The sequence below is a fragment of the Actinoplanes regularis genome (assembly GCF_900188005.1).
Taxonomy (GTDB): Bacteria; Actinomycetota; Actinomycetes; order Mycobacteriales; family Micromonosporaceae; genus Actinoplanes; species Actinoplanes regularis.
In genome coordinates, this window is the sequence record NZ_FZNR01000005.1 from 26,440 (window position 1) to 43,690 (window position 17,251).

Genomic DNA, 17,251 nt, shown 5'->3' on the forward strand with positions numbered 1-17,251 from the left:
CGGCAAGCTGCCTACAGGGCGTAGATCTGTCCGGTCTGGGCGCCCTCGACGGAGCGGATGTAGGCCTGGGCGACGCGGGCCAGATCGACCGATTCCATGCCGGGGAAGAAGTCCGCGTACGCGTCGAGGCTCTCGGTGAACACGGTGGGGCTGATGGCGTTGACCCGTTGCGGAGCGATCTCGATGGCGGCGGCCCGGACGAAGGCTTCGATCGCGCCGTTGGCCATGGAGGCGGCGGTGCCGGTGGGGATCGGCTCACGTGCCAGGACGCCGGTGATCAGCGTGAAGGAGCCGCGTTCGGCGACGCGCGAGATCCCCTGGCGTACCAGTTCGATCTGGCCGGCCACCTTGCCGTGGAAGGCGGCCAGATAGTCGTCCGGGGTCATCTCGGCGATCGTCCTGTACGGCACGTGGCCGGCGGCACTGACCACCGCGTCCAGCTCGCCGGCCGCCTGGTACATCGCGGCGACCTGGGCCGGGTCGGTGATGTCGTAGCGCAGGGCGCCGCCGCTGCGGGCCACCGTCACGATCTCGTGTCCGCGGTCGGCGAGCGCCGTGTGGAGGAACGCACCGAGTTTGCCGGTCGCCCCGGCGAGAAGAATCCGCATGCCGACGACGGTAGCGCCGCCTTCGAGCGGCGGGGAAATGCTCGGCGCTGTGTCGTCGCTCCTGGTTGGCCCGGCGGATGGGCCGACCGTCGCGCGCCGTCCTGATGCCGGCGACTGCGGTGTTTCACAGTTTTCTGCTCCTCGCTTCGGCGGCGAGGGTCCAGAACGTTGACGCGGGTCGATGAGGCCGGAAGGATTTCCGTTCAGTTTCTTAACTATTTCGACTCAGTCGAGAGGCCCGTCGAATGACCCGTCCCCGTTCTGCCGGCCTGTTGGTGGGCCTGCTCGCCACCGCGGGCCTGTTCGTCCCGCAAGCCGCCCAGGCGGCCCCCGCCGCGAGCGTGCAGGCCTGGTTCAGCTCCGAGTCGCGCACCGCGGGCTACGAGCCGAAGAACGCCAACTGGTACACCAGCCCCGCCACCGGCCTGGCCGGCACCCCGTACCAGCTCAGCAGGCAGGCCGACATCGCCACCGCGGCGGCCGGCGGCACCGCCACGATCTCGGTCGACACCGATCAGAAGTTCCAGACCGTGCTCGGCGTCGGGTCCTCGCTGGAGGAGTCGACGATCTTCAACCTGGCCCGGATGAGCGCGGCCGGCCGCACGAACGCCCTGCGCGCACTGGTCGACCCGAACGCCGGGGCGGGCTTCAACGTCGCCCGGATCACGTTCGGCACCAGCGACTTCACCTCGCACGATTTCTACACCTACGACGACGGCGCCGCCGATCCGTCGCTGTCGCGCTTCTCGATCCAGCGGGACCTCGATTACAAGATCATTTCGACGGTACGCGAGGCGCTCGCGATCAACCCGAACCTGAAGATCTTCGCGAGCGCGTGGTCGGCTCCACCGTGGATGAAGTCCAGCAACGCGATCATCACGGGCAGCCTGCTCGACCAGTACATCCCCACGCTGGCGACCTACTACCGCAAGGCGATTCAGGCGTACGCGGCACAGGGCATCCCGATCTACGGCCTGACCCTGCAGAACGAGCCGCTGTTCGAGCCCGCCGACTACCCGGGCATGAAGGTCACGGCCGATCAGGAACGGCGTCTCGCGATCGCGCTGCGCGCCGAACTCACGAACAACGGGCTGGGCGCCACCAGGATCTGGGCTTTCGATCATAACTTCAGCGAGGGTGTGTCGTACGCCCAAGGGGTCTTGACCAATGACGCACGGTCCTCGGTCGACGGGATCGCCTTCCACGACTACGCCGGTGACCCGTCCGCGATGGCGACCGTCAAGGCGCAGTTCCCCGACAAGGACGTGCTGATGACCGAGCGCTCGGTCTGGGGCACCTCGGGCGCGGACCGGGTCGTCCAGTATTTCCGCAACCAGTCCACCCTCTACCAGGGCTGGGTCTCGATGCTCGACCAGAACCGCTCGCCGGAGCGCTGGAGCGGCTCGCCCGACCCGACGATGCTGGTGCAGAGCACGTCGAACCCCGACACGTTCTGGAAGACCCCCGACTACAACATGATCGCCCAGTTCTCGAAGTTCGTGCAGCCCGGCGCGAAGCGCGTCGCCACCGGCTACGGCTCGACCGGAACGGTCACCGATGTGGCGTTCGTGAACCCGGACAACTCCCTGGTCACCGTCGTGGTCAACCAGACCGCGTCGAACCAGACCTTCACGCTGCGCGCCGGTAGCCGCCAGTTCACCAGCACCCTGCCGGCGAAGACCACCGGCACCTACGTGTGGGCGGGCGCGGGCGACGCCGGCACGAGCCCGTCGCGTTCGGGTCAGATCACCGGCTACGGCGGCAAGTGCGTCGACGTTCCCGGCGCGTCTTCCGCCAACGGCACCCAGGTGCAGCTTTACACCTGCAACGGCACCTCGGCGCAGACCTGGACCGTCGGCTCGGACGGCACGATCCGCGCTCTCGGCAAGTGCCTCGACGTCAACGCCGCGTCCAGCGCGAACGGCACCAAGGTCCAGATCTACGACTGCAACGGCACCGCGGCCCAGCAGTGGACCGCGGGAACCGACGGCACCCTGCGATCCCTGGGCAAGTGCCTGGACGCCACCGGCCCGTCCTCGGCCGACGGCACGAAGCTGCAGATCTGGGACTGCTTCGCCGGCGACAATCAGCGCTGGACCCTTCCGTAGGTCGGCCTCCGGCGCCGCCCACCAGGGGCGGCGCCGGACCGCTCGCGGCTCTCGCCCAGGTAGCCGAGCGGCGCTTGATCACCGCGCGATATGCCGTTGCGCCAGGGGCCGTTCAGCTGTCGAGGAACTCGGTGCCGGCACGACAACAGCGAGACGGTCCCGTTCGGCGCGGCGCTGGACGTGGTCCGGGAGCTGATCGACCACAACCGGTGGCCGGCCACGGTGGCCTGGCAGGGCGATCGCGGCTGAACGCTCCCGCCGGCTCGCCTGATCAGAACGACAAAACCCGGACAAAATGGGTTTAAACTGCCGGTTGTCGGCAATCACTGGGGGAGGGCGTCGAGGGTCGGGAGACGTGGTGCGCGTGAGCGACGACGGACGGCGGCGCGGCGAGCGCCGTCCCGCGACACCGGAGCCGGACGACGCCTGGCTGGTCGGCGTGGCCGAAGGGGCCAGTGGCGACGCCGGTGGGGTCCCGGTGGAGTTGCTCGGCGACTACCTGCCCCTGCTGGCCGGCGCCGCGACGTACGGGCGCCAGGCCGAGCGTCGCGAACTCGACGCGGTGGCCCTGCTCGGCCGCCAGGCCGCTGAGCAGGGCGTGTCCGCGGGCCGGGTGGTGCAGCTCTACCTGTCCGCGGCGCGGCGGCTGTGGAACGAGTTGCCGATGGTGGTGCGCTCCCGTGACCGGGAGGCGGTGCGTGCGGCCGCGGCGGCGGTGCTCCAGGTCGTCGACGACGCGGTCGCGACGCTCGCCGAGGGGTACGCGGTCGCCCGTCGTGACCTGGTGCGCCGGGAGGAATCGCTGCGCCGGGAGTTGATCGACGACCTGCTGCGCGGCGACTCCGATCTGGGCACGCTGGTGGAGCGGGCCGAACCGTTCGGGCTCGACCTCGCCCGGGTTCATCAGGTGGTGCTGGCCGCGCCTCGCCGGCGGCTGCCGGACACCGACGCGGCGATCAGCTCCTTGGAGGCGGTCGTCCTCGACCGGCTCGGCGACCGTGACGTGCTCGTCGCGGCCAAGGACGGTCTGCTGGTCGTGCTGGCCCCGGCCGACGCCGGGGTGGTGGGGCGGCTGTCGCCCGCGCTGGAGGCGGCCGACGAACTGGGCCGGCTCACGTACCGGGAGCTGAGCCGGCTGCCCCGTGGACGGCCCTGGCGCGTCGCTGTCGGGCGGCCCTACCCCGGTCTGTACGGCATCGCCCGCTCCTACGAGGAGGCCCGCGAGGCGCTCACCATGGCCGGCAGGTTGCGCACGGACACGCCGGTCATCAATGCGCAGGACGTGCTCATCTATCGCGTTCTGGTGCGCGACCAGCCGGCCATGATCGACCTGGTGCAGGCCGTGCTCACTCCGCTCGGCCAGGCGCGCGGGGGAGCGGGGCCGCTGATCGACACGTTGCACGCCTACTTCGAGACCGGGGCGGTCGCGACCGAGTCGGCGAAGCGGCTGCATGTGTCGGTGCGTACGGTCACCTACCGTCTCGACCGGGTCAAGACGCTGACCGGGTACGACCCGGCGGACCCCGCGCACCGGTTCACGCTGCAGACGGCGGTGCTCGGTGCCAAAGTGCTCAACTGGCCGCAGGAGCCACTGCCCGTACCGGCGTGATCCGGCACCGCCCGGGCCTAGCCTGCCGCAGCGAACGGCCTGCGGCGCTCGCAGGAGGCGCACCGAGTTGCCTGCGGCCTGGCTCGCAGCCGGCCGAGCGGGATCGCCTGATCGCAGTCCCCGCAAAGGCCGTAGGAGCCCTCGGACATGCGCCTGAGCGCCTGTGCCGTCTCGGCGATCCGCCGCCGGACGGACGTGGTCTGGATGGCCAGCGTGCGCAGGTCACGACCGAAGCGCTGGGGGAGCGCGGCGTGCACCGTCATCCGCGTCAGCCGGTCGGTGTCCACGGCGTACTGCTCCTCGAGCATGCCGCGCAGCAGCTCCATCAGCTCGGCTGAAGCAACGCCTGGCGCCTGCAGTGTGGTGGTCATCATGCCTCCCGAAGCGTGATCCGAGTCCGGTGTCATCTCGCCGCGGCGTCCTGGCGCCGCGGGCACCGGCTGCCTGTCCCCGACCGCCGGTTGATGCCGGCCGGCGGGGGCGAATCGGCGCTGAACGGGTGGAACGGGAGGTCGGCACCCACGGTCTTCGTCTCGTGTCTGGCCTCGCCCTGCATGTCGGCACCTCCTGGAACTGCCGCGGCCCGCGGTCGCGCGCGGACCGACAGTCGAAAGGAAAGCGGATGGCTCCCGTCAAGCATCGCCGCCCGGTCACTCGGTGACCACGTTCCGCAACGGCGACAAATCGCGCCATTGGTTGCCGACCGTCGGCAACCAGCGGCGGCCCGCGAGTGCCAGCGGCGAATATGGGATGAACAAGATCTTAATCATGAACTGCGCATATTGATGTTGATGAGTGTCGCTGCGAGGGTCTGCGAGGAAGGCCAGATTCGGGGACCGAGATCAATTCCCGCTCGGTAACGGTCGACTTGGAGGGCTCTTGAAGGCACTGACGGTTCAACGGGGTTCATTCGCCCAGCGTGTTCGCACCTGGGCGGCGATGACTGTCTCGACGATCGTGGTGGTCATCGGCGCGTTCGGGACGCCGGCGCAGGCGGCGTCGGTGGTCTGGCAAGGCCGGCTCGTCAGCTGGTACTACGAGGACAAGTGCCTCAGCAACAACCTCAGCACCGACGTTTACACGACGCTCTGCAGCGGCGTGCAGTACCACGTCTGGAACCTGATGTCGGACGGCCAGTTGATCAACACGGGTAGTGGGGACTGCCTCAGCAGCAACCCCAACGGCACGGTGTACTCGGTTGCCGCCAGCACCTGCGCCACTCATACCACCTGGCACAAGTGGAAGAAGGCGTACTACACCGGCAACCTCACCCTGATCCAGAACACCGACTCGAGGCTGTGTCTGTCCAGCAACGCCACGGATGTCTTCGGCACCTCCTGCGACACCACCCACGACCAGCAGTTCTGGTGGTGGAGCTGACCCGCTGTGGGGTGAGATCCCGCCGCCCGTCCCCGACCTCGGGGACGGGCGGCGCCTCACACGGCACGGCCCGCCGTTCACCTCGCGGGGGCCTGAACCACCCGGGGAGCGTTCGCCGGCCCGAACGCCAGCGCACCGATCGGTGCGGGGACGCCGGGCTGTGGTGGCCCGAGGACCGCAAGCGTCTCGATCCAGTAGCGGACCAGCGCCCGGCTGGTGCTCTCCTCCCGGGTGACACCCGCGTCGAGCCGCCCGCGGGCGGCGCCCGGATCGGACAGGGCGAGGTCGGCGGCGAACAGGTCACCCCAGACGCTGGGCCGGCTGCCCAGCTCCCGCTCGCGGGTGGCCGACGGCCCGCGGTAGAACGCGCCGAAGGTCAACGGCAGCAGCTGGATTCCGAGGACGGACTCCGGCTTCGGGTCGAACCACGTCGCGTAGTCGATCTTCGCGTCCCAGACGATGCCGGCTGTGGTGTGCGCGTATCCGGGCTGGCGGGTCAGCCCCACACCGAGCCAGTACATCCGGGCGGTAGCGGCCTCGAGGGCGTAGTGGCCGACCCCGTACGCGATCATCTCCGGGTTGCCGCGGACCGTGCCCCAGCGGACCACGGCCTCCCAGGCGGCCACCGCCTCGCCGGACGACTCCTGGTTGTTGCCGTCCGCGAAGGGTGCGAACCCGGAGGCGGCGGAGCTTCCCAGGTAGGCGTTGAAGGCGCGGAACGGCGGCAGCCCGCTCGCCGGGCCGATCGCCAGGGACCCGGCGTAGTCGCGGACGATCAGGTCGACCACGTCGCCGTAGTCGCGGGCGAACGCGGGGTCCGCGGTGGCCAGGACGGCCGCGGCGCGAACCAGGTAGCCGTACTGGAAATGATGGTCGTTGTAGTCCTGGGCGCCGAACTCGGCCGGTACCGCGATCAGCCCGCCCCAGCTCCGGTCGTAGCCGAAGTAGCGTCCGTCGGTGGGTCCTCCGTAGGTCAACCAGTCGACCAGTTGCGGCCTCAGCCGGGCGAGCGCCGTCGTACGCTGGGCGTCCGCACCGGCGGCGGCCGCCACTTCGGCGATGCTGGCCAGCCGGCCGAGCTCCTTGAGGCCGAAGTAACTGCCGCCGGCGCCGGGTGGGTCGGCCAGGTCCCGGTCCAGATCGGCCCGCACGGCCCGCTTCGGGGCCGAGTCCAACGGCGTTTCCGGTACGCCGGTGAGCAGCCCCGGCATCGGCACCTCGATCCGCACCGAGGCCGCCACGACGAGGGACATCGACCCACGCGCGTCCGGATAGGAGCCGGCCAGCGGGGCCGGTCCGGCGACCAGGCCGGCCCGCTGGTGCGGCAACAGGGCCCAGACCCCCGTGCCGCCCGAGGCTCGCCGGGCGGTGAGCGTCTGGGTGACCGTCCCGCGCACCGCGTCGTACGCCGTCGTGGCCGTGGTCTGCACGACCGGATCGCCGGTGCCGGCCTGTTCCCAGCTCGCCCGGTCGGCCCCGTCGGGCACCCGGGCGACGGCGAGTTGGTCACCCGAGCCGATGATGGTGGTGCCGGTGAGCGTCAGGCCGGCGCCGAGAACGTCCCAGCGTCCGCCCGCGATGTCGAGGCGGGCCCGGGTCGCCGAGCTGCCGAGGTCGCGGAACGCGCCGGTCACGGTCGGTGCCGCCGCGTGGAAGCGCAGCCAGAGAACCGGGCTGCCCTGGGTGAGCGTGACGTCGACCCGGCCGCCACCGGTCAGCTCGACCCGCAGGACGACGTGGAACGCGCCGTAGCCCGCGACGCTGACGGCGCCGGTGGCGGAGCCGACGGTGAGGGCGGGCAGGAACGCGGTGGTGATGGCGTTCGCGGTGGCGGTGACGGCTCCGCCGCTGATCTGCAGACCGTCGGCCGTGGCCCGGACCGCCAGCGGGTGGGTCCAGATCGGCTGGGTGCGGGGTCCGGTCAGCGCGGAACTCCACCACTGGTTGGTCGGCACCGCCTGGCCCGTGAGGTCGCCGGCCTGGGTGGGTGCCCTGGTCGGCGCGGAGCCCGCCGGCAGGGTGCCCGCGATGCTGCCGCGGCCGGTCACCGCGGGAACGGCGAGCCGCGTCGTCGCGGCGTCCTCCGTGACCTGGCCACCCTTCTGCGCCGGCGGGTCCGGGCGGTCGCCGTCCGGTGCGGGGGCGAAGCTGCACGCGGTCAGCGCGATGAGCGCCGCGACGGCGGTCGCGATCATCCGGGATCGCATCACGCGCTGTTCACCGCGGGGGTACCGCCGACCGCCGTGGTGGTGTCGACGACCACGTCGAACCGCAGCCCGGGCACCAGCGTCCGTACGGTCGTGAGATCCGCCGCCTCGGGCCGGAGCACGACGGTGAGCCGGTCGGATGCGGCCGTGGGCCGGTCGGTGTCGACCTTCGGCTTGACCTGCTGCAGCGTCGTGGCGATCCGGCCGGGCAGGCCGGGCCCGGCCACGTAGGCGGTCATCCCGAGCCGCAGTTCACGGAGCGTCTCGAGCGGCACGTCGACCTGGAAGTCCAGTTTGGTCGGGTCGTACAGGGTCACGATCGGTTCGCCGGCGCGGGCGATCTGCCCGGGTGCGACGTTGATCTCGGTGACGATGCCCGCGGCGGGGACCCGCAGCTGCTGCACCCGCGGCGCGCGGCCGTCAGCGGTCAGTGTGATCGTCGCCAGCACCGCCCCGGCGGTCACGCTCTGGCGCTCGGTGACCAGCACCCGGGTGACGACGGCGGCGTCGGCCGAACCCGCGGTGATCGGCTGTGCGGTCAGCACGGCGGTGCCGGCGTCCACGAACGCCCGGTCGGCGAGGCGCTGGCGCACGATGTAGGTGCCGCCGGCCACGGCCGCGCCGACCAGGCTCAGGACCACGACGAGCGTACGCAGGAACCGCAGTGCCGTGCGCAGCCGGCGTCGCCGTGGCGCGGCCGGCGCCGGGCCGGGCGCGACCTCGCGGCTCTGCGCGGTGGCGGGGTTGTCGTCCTGGTCGGTGACGGTGTCGATCGCTGTGCTCATGACGTGCCTTTCTCGGCCGTTGTGGCCTGCTCAGCGGTTGTCGCCGGGGTGGTCGGGATCAAGCGGCAGCGGCGACCGGGCGCGGCTGTGCGCCGGCGGGCGGCTGGTCGCTCGGGGATGACGCCGTGGGCGGGGCCGCGTGGTGCCGGATCCGGCCGCCCGTGACCGATTCGAGGATCATCCGGCCCAGGATCAGCACGATCATGGCGGCCCAGCCGACGGACAACCAGGTCGGCGCCGGGTCGGCCATGACCAGCACGCCGACGACGATCGCGGTGACGTTCAGCACCAGGAGCGCGACCAGGGGCATGACCGCCCACAGTGACCGGGTGCCGTCGCCCCCGGCGTTGGTGACCTTCCACTTCGCCGGCCGGCCGAGCAGCACGCCGCCGAGCGCCCGCAGGTGAACGGGTGCGGCGCCGATGCTGGCCACGATCGCCGACAGCTTGAACCCGCCCGACTGAAGCCAGGTGACCAGCAGCACGGTCGCCTGGAACGGCAGGTAATGGACGGCCCAGACGACGCCGTCGGCCCTGATCGGGCTCAGCGCGAAAAGCAGATAGAGCGCCGGGAACAGCATGAAGGTCAGCATTGCCATGGACAGCAGGTAATGCGTTCCGCAGAACAGATATTGCAGGCGCTGGTCGATGGTCAGGCCGCTTCCGCGTTTGAACAGCCGGCCACGCAGCAGAACCTCGAATCCGCCACCGGCCCAGCGCAACTGCTGTTTCAGGTACGACGGGACGTCCTGCGGCGCCAGCCCGCGAGCCAGTACCTGCGGCACGTAAATCGATTTCCAACCGCGCTTGTGCAGCTCGATCGACGTCCAGATGTCCTCGGAGTTGCTGCCCGTCCAGATGCCGCCGATGCTGTCCAGTGCCGCCCGCCGGAACATCACGTTGGTGCCGACGCAGAACGCGGCGTTGAAATGGTTCTTGCCCGGGCAGACGAGCTCGTAGAAGATCCGCTGGGCCTCGCCGGAGCCGGTGGCGACCAGGTTGACGTTGTTCGTGTACGACTGTGGGGACTGGACGAACGCGACGTCCGGGTCCTGGAAGTGCGGCAGGATGCTGATCAGGAAGTTCGGCTCCGGCACGTGGTCGGCGTCGAAGATGACCACGAACTCGCCGTCGGTGCGGGCCAGCCCGGCGTTGACGTTGCCGGCCTTGGCGTGCGCGCCGCCCGCGCGCCGCAGGTAACCGACGCCCGCCTCGTCCGCGATCCGGCGCAGCTCGTCGCTGTCGCCGTCGTCGAGCAGGAAGGTGCCGTGCGCCAGGTTCATGTCGCGCGCCGCGACCACGGTGCGGCGGACCAGCGCCGGCTCCTCCCCGTACGCGGTGATGAACACGTCGATGGACGGGACCTCGCCGCCGGCCAGCAGCCGGTTGCGCCAGACCGTGGCGTTCACCGGCTCGGACCGGTCGTCGTGGGCCAGGATGGTCCACCACGTGCCGACCAGGTGCAGGGCGGTCAGGCCCTCGGCGGCCAGCATGGTCACCCACAGCCAGCCCGGTCCGCGGTACGCCGGGTTGAGCAGGAACAGTTGGTAGAACACGGTGGCGGCGAGCGCGCCGATGATCGCGACGCGCGTCGAGCGCTGCAGCGGCCGCCATGCCAGGCGCGTGCCGGGCCGGGCCGGTGATGCGGACGGTGTCGTCATGGATGCTCCCGGAAACCTTGATGCCCGGCACCGTGGATTCGGTGCCGCCATCCAGACAACAGGAAGATCCGGCGATTCGCGAGCGGGCGGCGGAACATTTCATTCAGGTCACCGATTTGATATTCGAAAATGAACTACAAATTTGTTCATCGCAGTTTCTTGCTTCGTGCTCCAGGCTTCGCTGAGCTGCGGCTAAACCTCGCCGGAGTTGAAATCAGCAAGAACCGATAACATTTTCGACTCGCCGTGAACAGTCGATCAGTGAGCGACGTTACAGTGGCGCGAGAACCTGGCGGCCGGCTTTATCAACGCACCAGAAACATTGACGCAACCTAATTCCTTCGGGGGGTGGCCATCGGCTTCGGAGGTTCGGCTGAGCCCGAGGTCGTTCCCCGCGTACGCCCGCCGTGCGCGCCGGCAGGTGGTGGCGTGAGCCGTCGCTATGGCTGACCCGCTGAACCCTACGCCGGCACCGAACGGGTTGAACGTGAAGTGGGTAGCATGCTGCCATGCAGCCTGTCACCGGACCGGAACGCCGGATGGTGACCGCGGTGGCAGGACCGTTGGCGGCTGTGGCAGACCGGCTCCGCCGGCTGCCGCCGGTGGTGGTCGACAGTGGACTGGCGCTGGCCGCGCTGGCCGCGCAGCTTGCGCCGTTCGTCTCGGCGGATCCGCCGGCCGGCCGGTCGTGGCCGGTGGGCGGTTACCTGGTGGCGGTCGCCGTGTCGTTGCCGGTGATCCTGCGGCGCCGGTTCCCGTTCTGGATGCTGATGGCGAGCGAACTCGCCGCGGCGGCGTACACCCTGGTCCCGGACGGTCCGCGGCAGCCACTCTGGTACGGCGCGCTGATCGCCATGTTCACCGTCGGCGCGCGGGCGCCGAGATGGCAGCGGATCAGCGCCATCGTGATCATCGCGTGGGGCGCGTTCATCTTCACCGGCTCGCTGGAGACGGCCGCCCGCGGCGCGTTGTTGTGGACCGCGGCGTACGCGATGGGCCGCGCCTGGGCCTCCCGTCAGGAGCACGTCCGGATCCTGCAGGAACGCGCGCTGCACCTGGAACGCGAGCGGGAACTCGAGGCCGAGCGGGAACGGTCCCGGATCGCCCGCGACATGCATGACATCCTCGCGCACGGGGTGAGCATCATGATCGCCCAGGCGGAGGCCGGCCCGGTCCTGATGGGCAAGGGCCCGGAGCGCGCCGAGGCCGCCTTCGACGCGATCGCCGCGGCCGGCCGGGACGCCATGGGCCAGCTCCGGCGCATCCTCGGCGTGCTGGAGGCCGGCGGGGAGAGCCTCCGCGCTCCGCAGCCGACCCTGGCCGACATCCCGGAGCTGGTCGAACGGGTGTCGAGCAACGGTTCCGTACCGGTGACGCTCACCGTGTCCGGAAACCCTGGAAAGCTGACCGCCGACGCCGAGATCGCGGCGTACCGGATCGTGCAGGAGGCGTTGACCAACGTGATGAAGCATGCGCGGGCCCGCACGGTGACCGTGGCCCTCGACTGGAGCGGCGGCGACCTGGCCGTCACCGTCGTCGACGACGGTGACGGCGCGGTGGCGGGTGACGGTCTGGGCCGTGGGCTGAACGGCATCCGGGAACGCGCGGTGAGCTGCGGCGGATCGGCGACGGCGGGCGCTGTGCCGGACGGCCGTGGCTTCCGGGTCCGGGCGCTGCTGCCGGTGGCGGCGGCCCGATGAGCATCCGCGTCGTCGTCGCCGACGACCAGGAGCTGATCCGCGGCGCGTTCGCCATGATCCTCGACGCGGAGCCGGACCTGGAGGTCGTCGCCGAGGCGTCCGACGGCGCCGAGGCGATCGCCGCGGTCGTCGAGCACGCGCCGGACGTGCTGGTGCTCGACATCCGGATGCCCGGCATGGACGGGATCGAGGCCACCCGGCGGCTCAACGGCGAGCCGGTCCGGGTGCTCATGCTGACCACTTTCGGCCAGGACGACTATGTCTACGACGCGTTGCGGGCCGGGGCGAGCGGCTTCCTGCTCAAGGACGTCCGGCGGGCGGAGCTGGTCCAGGCGGTCCGGGTGGTCGCGGCCGGCGAGTCCCTGCTCGCCCCGGCGATCACCACCCGGCTGATCGAGACGGCGGTCCGCGGGCAGAGCGCGCCGGCCGGGTCGTGGGCGGGGCTCGACCGGCTCACCCCGCGAGAGCGGGAGACCCTGCGGATGCTCGGCCGGGGGCTGTCCAACACCGAGATCGCGGCCGCCATGGTGGTCAGCGAGCACACCGTGAAGACGCACGTCAGCAGTGTGCTGGCGAAGCTCGGGCTGCGCGACCGGGCGCAGGCGGTGGTGGCCGCCTACGAATCGGGTCTCGTGGTGGCCGGTCGGCCGTCTCCCTCTGGAGAGTGAGAGCGGAATCCCTCTCGCCACCGATCGGAGTCCGCTCCCGGCGGCGATGGAACGGCATGTGAATTCTTCGATGATCGTTCCATGTTCAGACGATGCCTTCGAGTCCTGGCCCTCCTGCCGCTGGTCCTGGTCGCGGCGCTCACGCTGACCGCCGGTCCGGCGGCCGCCGATTCCGCCGCCGGCCTGACCACGGTGGAGGTCGCGATTCCGGTCTCCGGTGGCAAGACCCTCGCCGGTACGGTCTACGCGCCCCGCGACGCGGCCGGCCCGCTGCCCGGTCTCGTGCTCGTGCACGGCTCCGGCAACGGACGGCGGGCCGGAGTCACCCCCGAGGCGATCGCCTTCGCCCGGCAGGGCCTCGCCGTCCTCGCCTACGACAAGCGCCCCCTCGACCAGCCCGACTACTCCCTGCTCGCCGACGACGTGGTGGCCGCGGCCGGTGTGCTGCGCGCCCACCCCGGCGTGAACCCGGCCGCGGTCGGCGTGTGGGGCATCAGCGAGGGCGGCTGGGTCGAACCGATCGCCGCCGGACGCTCCGCCGACATCGCCTTCCTGGTGCTGGCGTCCGCGCCGGCGCAGTCCCCGCTGCGCGTCCAGAACTGGAACATGCGCAACAAGCTGGCCGCGGCCGGCGTCACCGGCGCCCTCGCCGACACCCTGTCGGACCGGCTCTATCGGCTCGCGAACGACGCCGGCCTGTTCGCCGAGGCCGATCACGACCCGATCCCGGCCCTGTCGGCGCTCACGAAGCCGGTCCTCGCGGTCTACGGCACCGACGACACCCAGGTCCCGCCCGCCGAAGGCGCCGCGCAGCTGCGCCGCACCGTCACCACGCCGCTGACCGTGCGGTTCCTTCCCGGGGCCGGGCACACGCTGCGGGTCCTCGATGAGGACGGCATGTTCACCGACACCCTCTTCCCGGGCTACGCGGAGATCGTCGGCGAGTGGGTCCGCGCGGTGGCCGCGGGGGAGGTCCCGCCCGCGCATTCCGACCCGGCTCCGGCCCAGTCGGCGCTCAGCACCGCCCTCAGCCCGTCGGCGTGGTGGGAGTCGTGGCCCGCGCAGCTGGCCGTGCTCGCCGTCCTGCTCGTGACCTTCCTGGCCTACCCGATCATCGCGGCGGCCCGCCGGATCCGGCGGCGCACGGTCGCCGTGACCCGGCCCGCCCGGGTCCTGGCCTGCACGGGCGTGCTGGCGGTCCTCGGCTTCACCGGCTACTTCGTCACGGTCGTCGACAGCGCGAACTGGCGCGGCGTCTCCCCGGGGCCGATGCTCGCCGGGCGTCCGGTGCTCTGGCTGGCGCTGCAGGTCCTCGCCCTGATCACTCTGATCGCCACGGCGAGGACGGCCTTCGCCTGGCGTACCGCGACCGGCGACCGGCTGCGTCTCGGTCTGCTGATCACCGGCGGCGCCCTCTTCCTGCCGTGGTCCCTCTACTGGGGCCTGCTGCTTCCCTGACCCGCCCGCTCCCCGCGCCCGCCTCCCGGAAGGATCACCATGAACCCCGTCCGCTTCACCATCCCGGCCCTCCTCACGGCGATGCTCCTCCCGCTCACCGCCTGCGAAGATCAAAAGCGGACCGAGACCAGGTCGTACGACCTGAGCAGCGCCGTCACCGCGATGGCCGTCCACAGCTTCGGCGGCCGGATCACCGTCACGGCCGCCGCCGGCGGCACGATCCACGTCACCGAGACGCTGCGCTACACCGGTGCCCGGCCCGCACCCGAGTACCGACTCGACGCGGGCCAGCTGACGTTCACCTCCGGCTGTCAGGGACACCAGGGCGATTGCGGAGTCGACTACCGCATCGAGGTGCCGGCCGGCGTGCACACCACGATGGACAGTGCCGGCGGCGCGATCGCCGTCGACGGGCTCGCCGGCCGTCTCGACCTGTCCTCCGGCGGCGGCACGATCGACGCGACCCGGATCGCCTCGGCGAGCCTCACCGCCCGTACCGGCGGTGGCGCCTCGGTCCTGGATTTCGCCGTGCCGCCCGGCGCGGTGCGCACCGACAGCGCCGGGGGCGATGTCACCGTCCGCCTTCCCGCGGAGCGTTACGCGGTCGACGCCCGGTCCGACGGTGGCGACACCCGCATCGAGGTCACCGTCGACCCGGCCGCCTCGCACCGGATCGACGTGCGGGCCGGCGGCGGCGACATCCTGGTCGCTCCGGCCGTCCGTTGACCCGCAAGGCGCGGTCAGTCGACCGGCCTTGCGAGAAGGCATTGGTAACCTTCAGCGTCGCCCGGCAGGTGACCGGGCGTACACGGGGGAGGAACATCGATGCGTCGTATGCTGGCGCGATTCTTGGTACCACTGTTGGCGGCATCCGCGGCGGTCGTCGCCGGCCCGGCCACGCCCGGCCGGGCCGCGGATCCGTACACCTTCACGTCCGCCGATGTCGGCTTCATCGACGGCAGTCACGAGGCGGCCCGGGCGGCCCGGATCCCGGCGATGGACGACTACGCCGGCGACAAGAAGCCGATCATCCGCCTCGACCTGAGCTGGGACCGGGTGCAGCCGAACGCCCCGGTCGAGGCGGCGGACTGGGACGATCTCTACTGGGGTCACCTCGACGGCGTGATCGACGCCGCCTACCAGCGGGGCATGCGGGTCCTGTTGATCCTCGACTACACACCGGCCTGGGCCAATGGCAATCGGGAGTCGAACTGGCTGCCGACCGGCGATGCCGACTGGGCTCAGATCGTCCGCAAGACGGTCGAGCACTTCGGCCCCAAGGTGCAGGCGTACGAGATCTGGAACGAGCCGAACTTCGCCCGGTTCGCCAGTTACGGGGACAACAGGACCGAGACGCGGATGGCTCGCTACTGGGACCTGACCGAGATCGCCTACCCGGTCATCAAGCAGGGCTGCCCGCAGTGTCCGGTGCTGGCCGGCGGATCCGGCGGCGGTGACGCGTACGAGTCCGGTGGCGTGATCTACAACGACAACGAGGCCATCGACTGGCTGGAGTACGCGTACCGCACCGGCCAGGCCCGCTTCATGGACGCGGTCACCTATCACCCCTACCCGGATTGGACCGGCGGCAACCTGCCCTCCTACGCGCAGGACCCCTGTCACGGCACCGTCAACTGGTACCGGTACTGGTCCGGATTCGGTCCGGACGACCCGACGTGTGGCGGGCTGGCCATGCTGCGCGACGTCATGGTGCGCAACGGCGACGCGGACAAGAAGATCTGGGGCACCGAGTTCGGCTTCCCCACCGAGGGATCGCGTTCGCCGCAGTCGATCGAACAGGTCCGGGACGCCTTCGAGGAGGGCATCCGGAGCTGGCGGGCGCGTCCCTACACCGGCCCGCTGTTCCTCTACTCCTTCCAGGACACCGAGAAGACCCATCCGATGTGTGTCGCGAACCCGCACGACGGCGAGTGTCACTTCGGGCTGCGCGACGCCGACGGCAAGCCCAAGGAACCGCTCTACAGCGACGTCCGGGAGGTGCTGATCGGGGAGAACTGGCTGCCGGCGCTCGCCCCGGGCCGGTCGCTGTTCCGCGGCGCGGCGTTGAAGTCGGTCAACGGCCAGTTCACGTTGTGGCTGCAGTCCGACGGCAACCTGGTCCTCTACGACGTACGATCCGGAACCCCGAAGGCGATCTGGTCGCAGGGGAACCTCAAGGCCTACCGGCTGGTGAACCAGCAGGACGGCAACCTGGTCCTGTACGACTACGCCAAGCGGGTGCTCTGGGCGACCGACACGGCCGGCCGAGGCACCTCCACACTGGCGCTGAGCGACGACGGCGCGCTCGCCCTCACCCCCGCCGGTCAGACCGAGCCGACCTGGAACTCCACCGACCTGTTCGCCAGCGGGCTGGAGCCCCACCAGGCCGGCAACACCTGGACCAGCACGGTCTCGGTCGACGCGCCGGGCGGCGGGATTCGCAACGTGGTCGGGGTCTGTTGCTCGTTGACCGGTCCGGAGCTGTTCAACGGGACCAGCCCGACCGGCGCCCACACGGGTGACCGGGTGTTGATGTACTCCGGCAAGGACAACAGTGGGACCTCATCGTTGGCGTACACCAAAGTGTTCCGCCTCGACGGCCTGGCGGTCACCTCGACCAGTCGGCTGTCGTACTGGATCTACCCGCAGAGCAACGCGCAGAGCTACGGGTACGCCACCGGCAAGAACAGCAGCTGCGTGGCGGTCGACCTGATCTTCGCCAGCACAGCGGGAGTCAAGAACAGCCTGCGTGATTCCGGCGCCACCGACCAGCGCGGCAACCGGGCGCATCCGGCCTACCAGTGCGCCAAGCTGACCCTGGACGTCTGGAACCATGTCAGCGTCCCCATCGGCACGGTCGCCGCGGGCAAGCGTGTCGTCCAGCTCGACATCGGCTACGACCAGCCCACTTCGACCGGCGGTTACCGCGGTTTCGTCGACGACATCAGGATCACCCGGTAGCTGATCAGTTGCCGCCGGGCTCATAGGCCCACCTCGACGGCAGCCGGCCGAACCGGACGGCCGGCTGCCCTTCACCGGACCAACCGTCCACCGAGGCTGCGCAGTGC

General features: G+C 70.8%; 15 protein-coding genes. 10 read left to right on the forward strand and 5 right to left on the reverse strand.

The genetic code is table 11. From position 1 onward, the window contains the following. Nucleotides 1-11: 11 nt before the first annotated feature. Entirely contained in the window at nt 12-608 is a 597-nt protein-coding gene (locus tag CHC09_RS15170) for a short chain dehydrogenase (protein WP_089293748.1), read from the reverse strand. Between the two features lie 245 nt (nt 609-853). On the opposite strand from CHC09_RS15170, the gene CHC09_RS15175 reads away from it, so the two are divergent. The 3 genes from CHC09_RS15175 to CHC09_RS15180 all read left to right on the forward strand — a co-directional run bounded on the left by CHC09_RS15175 (nt 854) and on the right by CHC09_RS15180 (nt 4,325). Beyond that, nucleotides 854-2,716 (forward strand): ricin-type beta-trefoil lectin domain protein, encoded by a 1,863-nt coding sequence (locus CHC09_RS15175; RefSeq protein ID WP_089293749.1) that lies wholly within the window; start codon nt 854-856, stop codon nt 2,714-2,716. Nucleotides 2,717-2,806: 90 nt separating this feature from the next. Next, nucleotides 2,807-2,965 carry a hypothetical protein gene (locus tag CHC09_RS46280; RefSeq protein ID WP_179277108.1) on the forward strand — a complete coding sequence of 53 codons (159 nt, stop codon included), beginning with the start codon at nt 2,807-2,809 and terminating at the stop codon, nt 2,963-2,965. A 115-nt stretch (nt 2,966-3,080) separates the two neighbouring features. Then, complete coding sequence (locus tag CHC09_RS15180; RefSeq protein WP_239138219.1) at nt 3,081-4,325, forward strand: PucR family transcriptional regulator; 1,245 nt, start codon at nt 3,081-3,083, stop codon at nt 4,323-4,325. Between the two features lie 17 nt (nt 4,326-4,342). On the opposite strand, the gene CHC09_RS15185 is transcribed toward CHC09_RS15180, so the two are convergent. Then, on the reverse strand, nt 4,343-4,696 hold the full coding sequence (locus CHC09_RS15185; RefSeq protein WP_179277109.1) for a TraR/DksA family transcriptional regulator: 354 nt from the start codon (nt 4,694-4,696) through the stop codon (nt 4,343-4,345). A gap of 568 nt (nt 4,697-5,264) precedes the next feature. Between CHC09_RS15185 and CHC09_RS15190 the strand changes: the two genes are divergently transcribed. Beyond that, entirely contained in the window at nt 5,265-5,705 is a 441-nt protein-coding gene (locus CHC09_RS15190; RefSeq protein ID WP_089293752.1) for an RICIN domain-containing protein, read from the forward strand. A 77-nt stretch (nt 5,706-5,782) separates the two neighbouring features. Here CHC09_RS15190 and CHC09_RS15195 read toward each other — a convergent pair whose 3' ends face one another. Genes CHC09_RS15195 through CHC09_RS15205 form a run of 3 tightly spaced genes read right to left on the reverse strand, consistent with a single transcriptional unit; the run spans nt 5,783 to nt 10,357 of the window. After that, nucleotides 5,783-7,900 (reverse strand): glycosyl hydrolase, encoded by a 2,118-nt coding sequence (locus CHC09_RS15195; protein WP_239138220.1) that lies wholly within the window; start codon nt 7,898-7,900, stop codon nt 5,783-5,785. Nucleotides 7,901-7,911: 11 nt separating this feature from the next. Next, on the reverse strand, nt 7,912-8,697 hold the full coding sequence (locus tag CHC09_RS15200; RefSeq protein WP_089293754.1) for a biotin/lipoyl attachment domain-containing protein: 786 nt from the start codon (nt 8,695-8,697) through the stop codon (nt 7,912-7,914). A 58-nt stretch (nt 8,698-8,755) separates the two neighbouring features. Continuing rightward, the gene (locus tag CHC09_RS15205) at nt 8,756-10,357 is read right to left on the reverse strand and encodes a glycosyltransferase family 2 protein (RefSeq protein WP_239138221.1); all 1,602 of its coding nucleotides are present in this window, start codon (nt 10,355-10,357) and stop codon (nt 8,756-8,758) included. 2 nt (nt 10,358-10,359) lie between these two features. On the opposite strand from CHC09_RS15205, the gene CHC09_RS45160 reads away from it, so the two are divergent. The 6 genes from CHC09_RS45160 to CHC09_RS15230 all read left to right on the forward strand — a co-directional run bounded on the left by CHC09_RS45160 (nt 10,360) and on the right by CHC09_RS15230 (nt 17,144). Next, nucleotides 10,360-10,542 carry a hypothetical protein gene (locus tag CHC09_RS45160; protein WP_143232341.1) on the forward strand — a complete coding sequence of 61 codons (183 nt, stop codon included), beginning with the start codon at nt 10,360-10,362 and terminating at the stop codon, nt 10,540-10,542. Between the two features lie 324 nt (nt 10,543-10,866). Beyond that, nucleotides 10,867-12,057 carry a sensor histidine kinase gene (locus CHC09_RS15210; protein ID WP_203833077.1) on the forward strand — a complete coding sequence of 397 codons (1,191 nt, stop codon included), beginning with the start codon at nt 10,867-10,869 and terminating at the stop codon, nt 12,055-12,057. Beyond that, nucleotides 12,054-12,725: a response regulator gene (locus CHC09_RS15215; protein ID WP_089293755.1), complete on the forward strand. Its 672-nt coding sequence runs from the start codon at nt 12,054-12,056 to the stop codon at nt 12,723-12,725. Before CHC09_RS15210 ends, CHC09_RS15215 begins: the two co-directional genes overlap by 4 nt. 81 nt (nt 12,726-12,806) lie before the next feature. Beyond that, on the forward strand, nt 12,807-14,183 hold the full coding sequence (locus tag CHC09_RS15220) for an alpha/beta hydrolase family protein (RefSeq protein ID WP_089293756.1): 1,377 nt from the start codon (nt 12,807-12,809) through the stop codon (nt 14,181-14,183). A gap of 39 nt (nt 14,184-14,222) precedes the next feature. Further along, nucleotides 14,223-14,909, forward strand: coding sequence for a DUF4097 family beta strand repeat-containing protein (locus CHC09_RS15225; RefSeq protein ID WP_089293757.1), 687 nt, complete (start codon nt 14,223-14,225; stop codon nt 14,907-14,909). 135 nt (nt 14,910-15,044) lie between these two features. Next, nucleotides 15,045-17,144: a cellulase family glycosylhydrolase gene (locus CHC09_RS15230; RefSeq protein ID WP_203833078.1), complete on the forward strand. Its 2,100-nt coding sequence runs from the start codon at nt 15,045-15,047 to the stop codon at nt 17,142-17,144. Nucleotides 17,145-17,251: the final 107 nt, after the last annotated feature.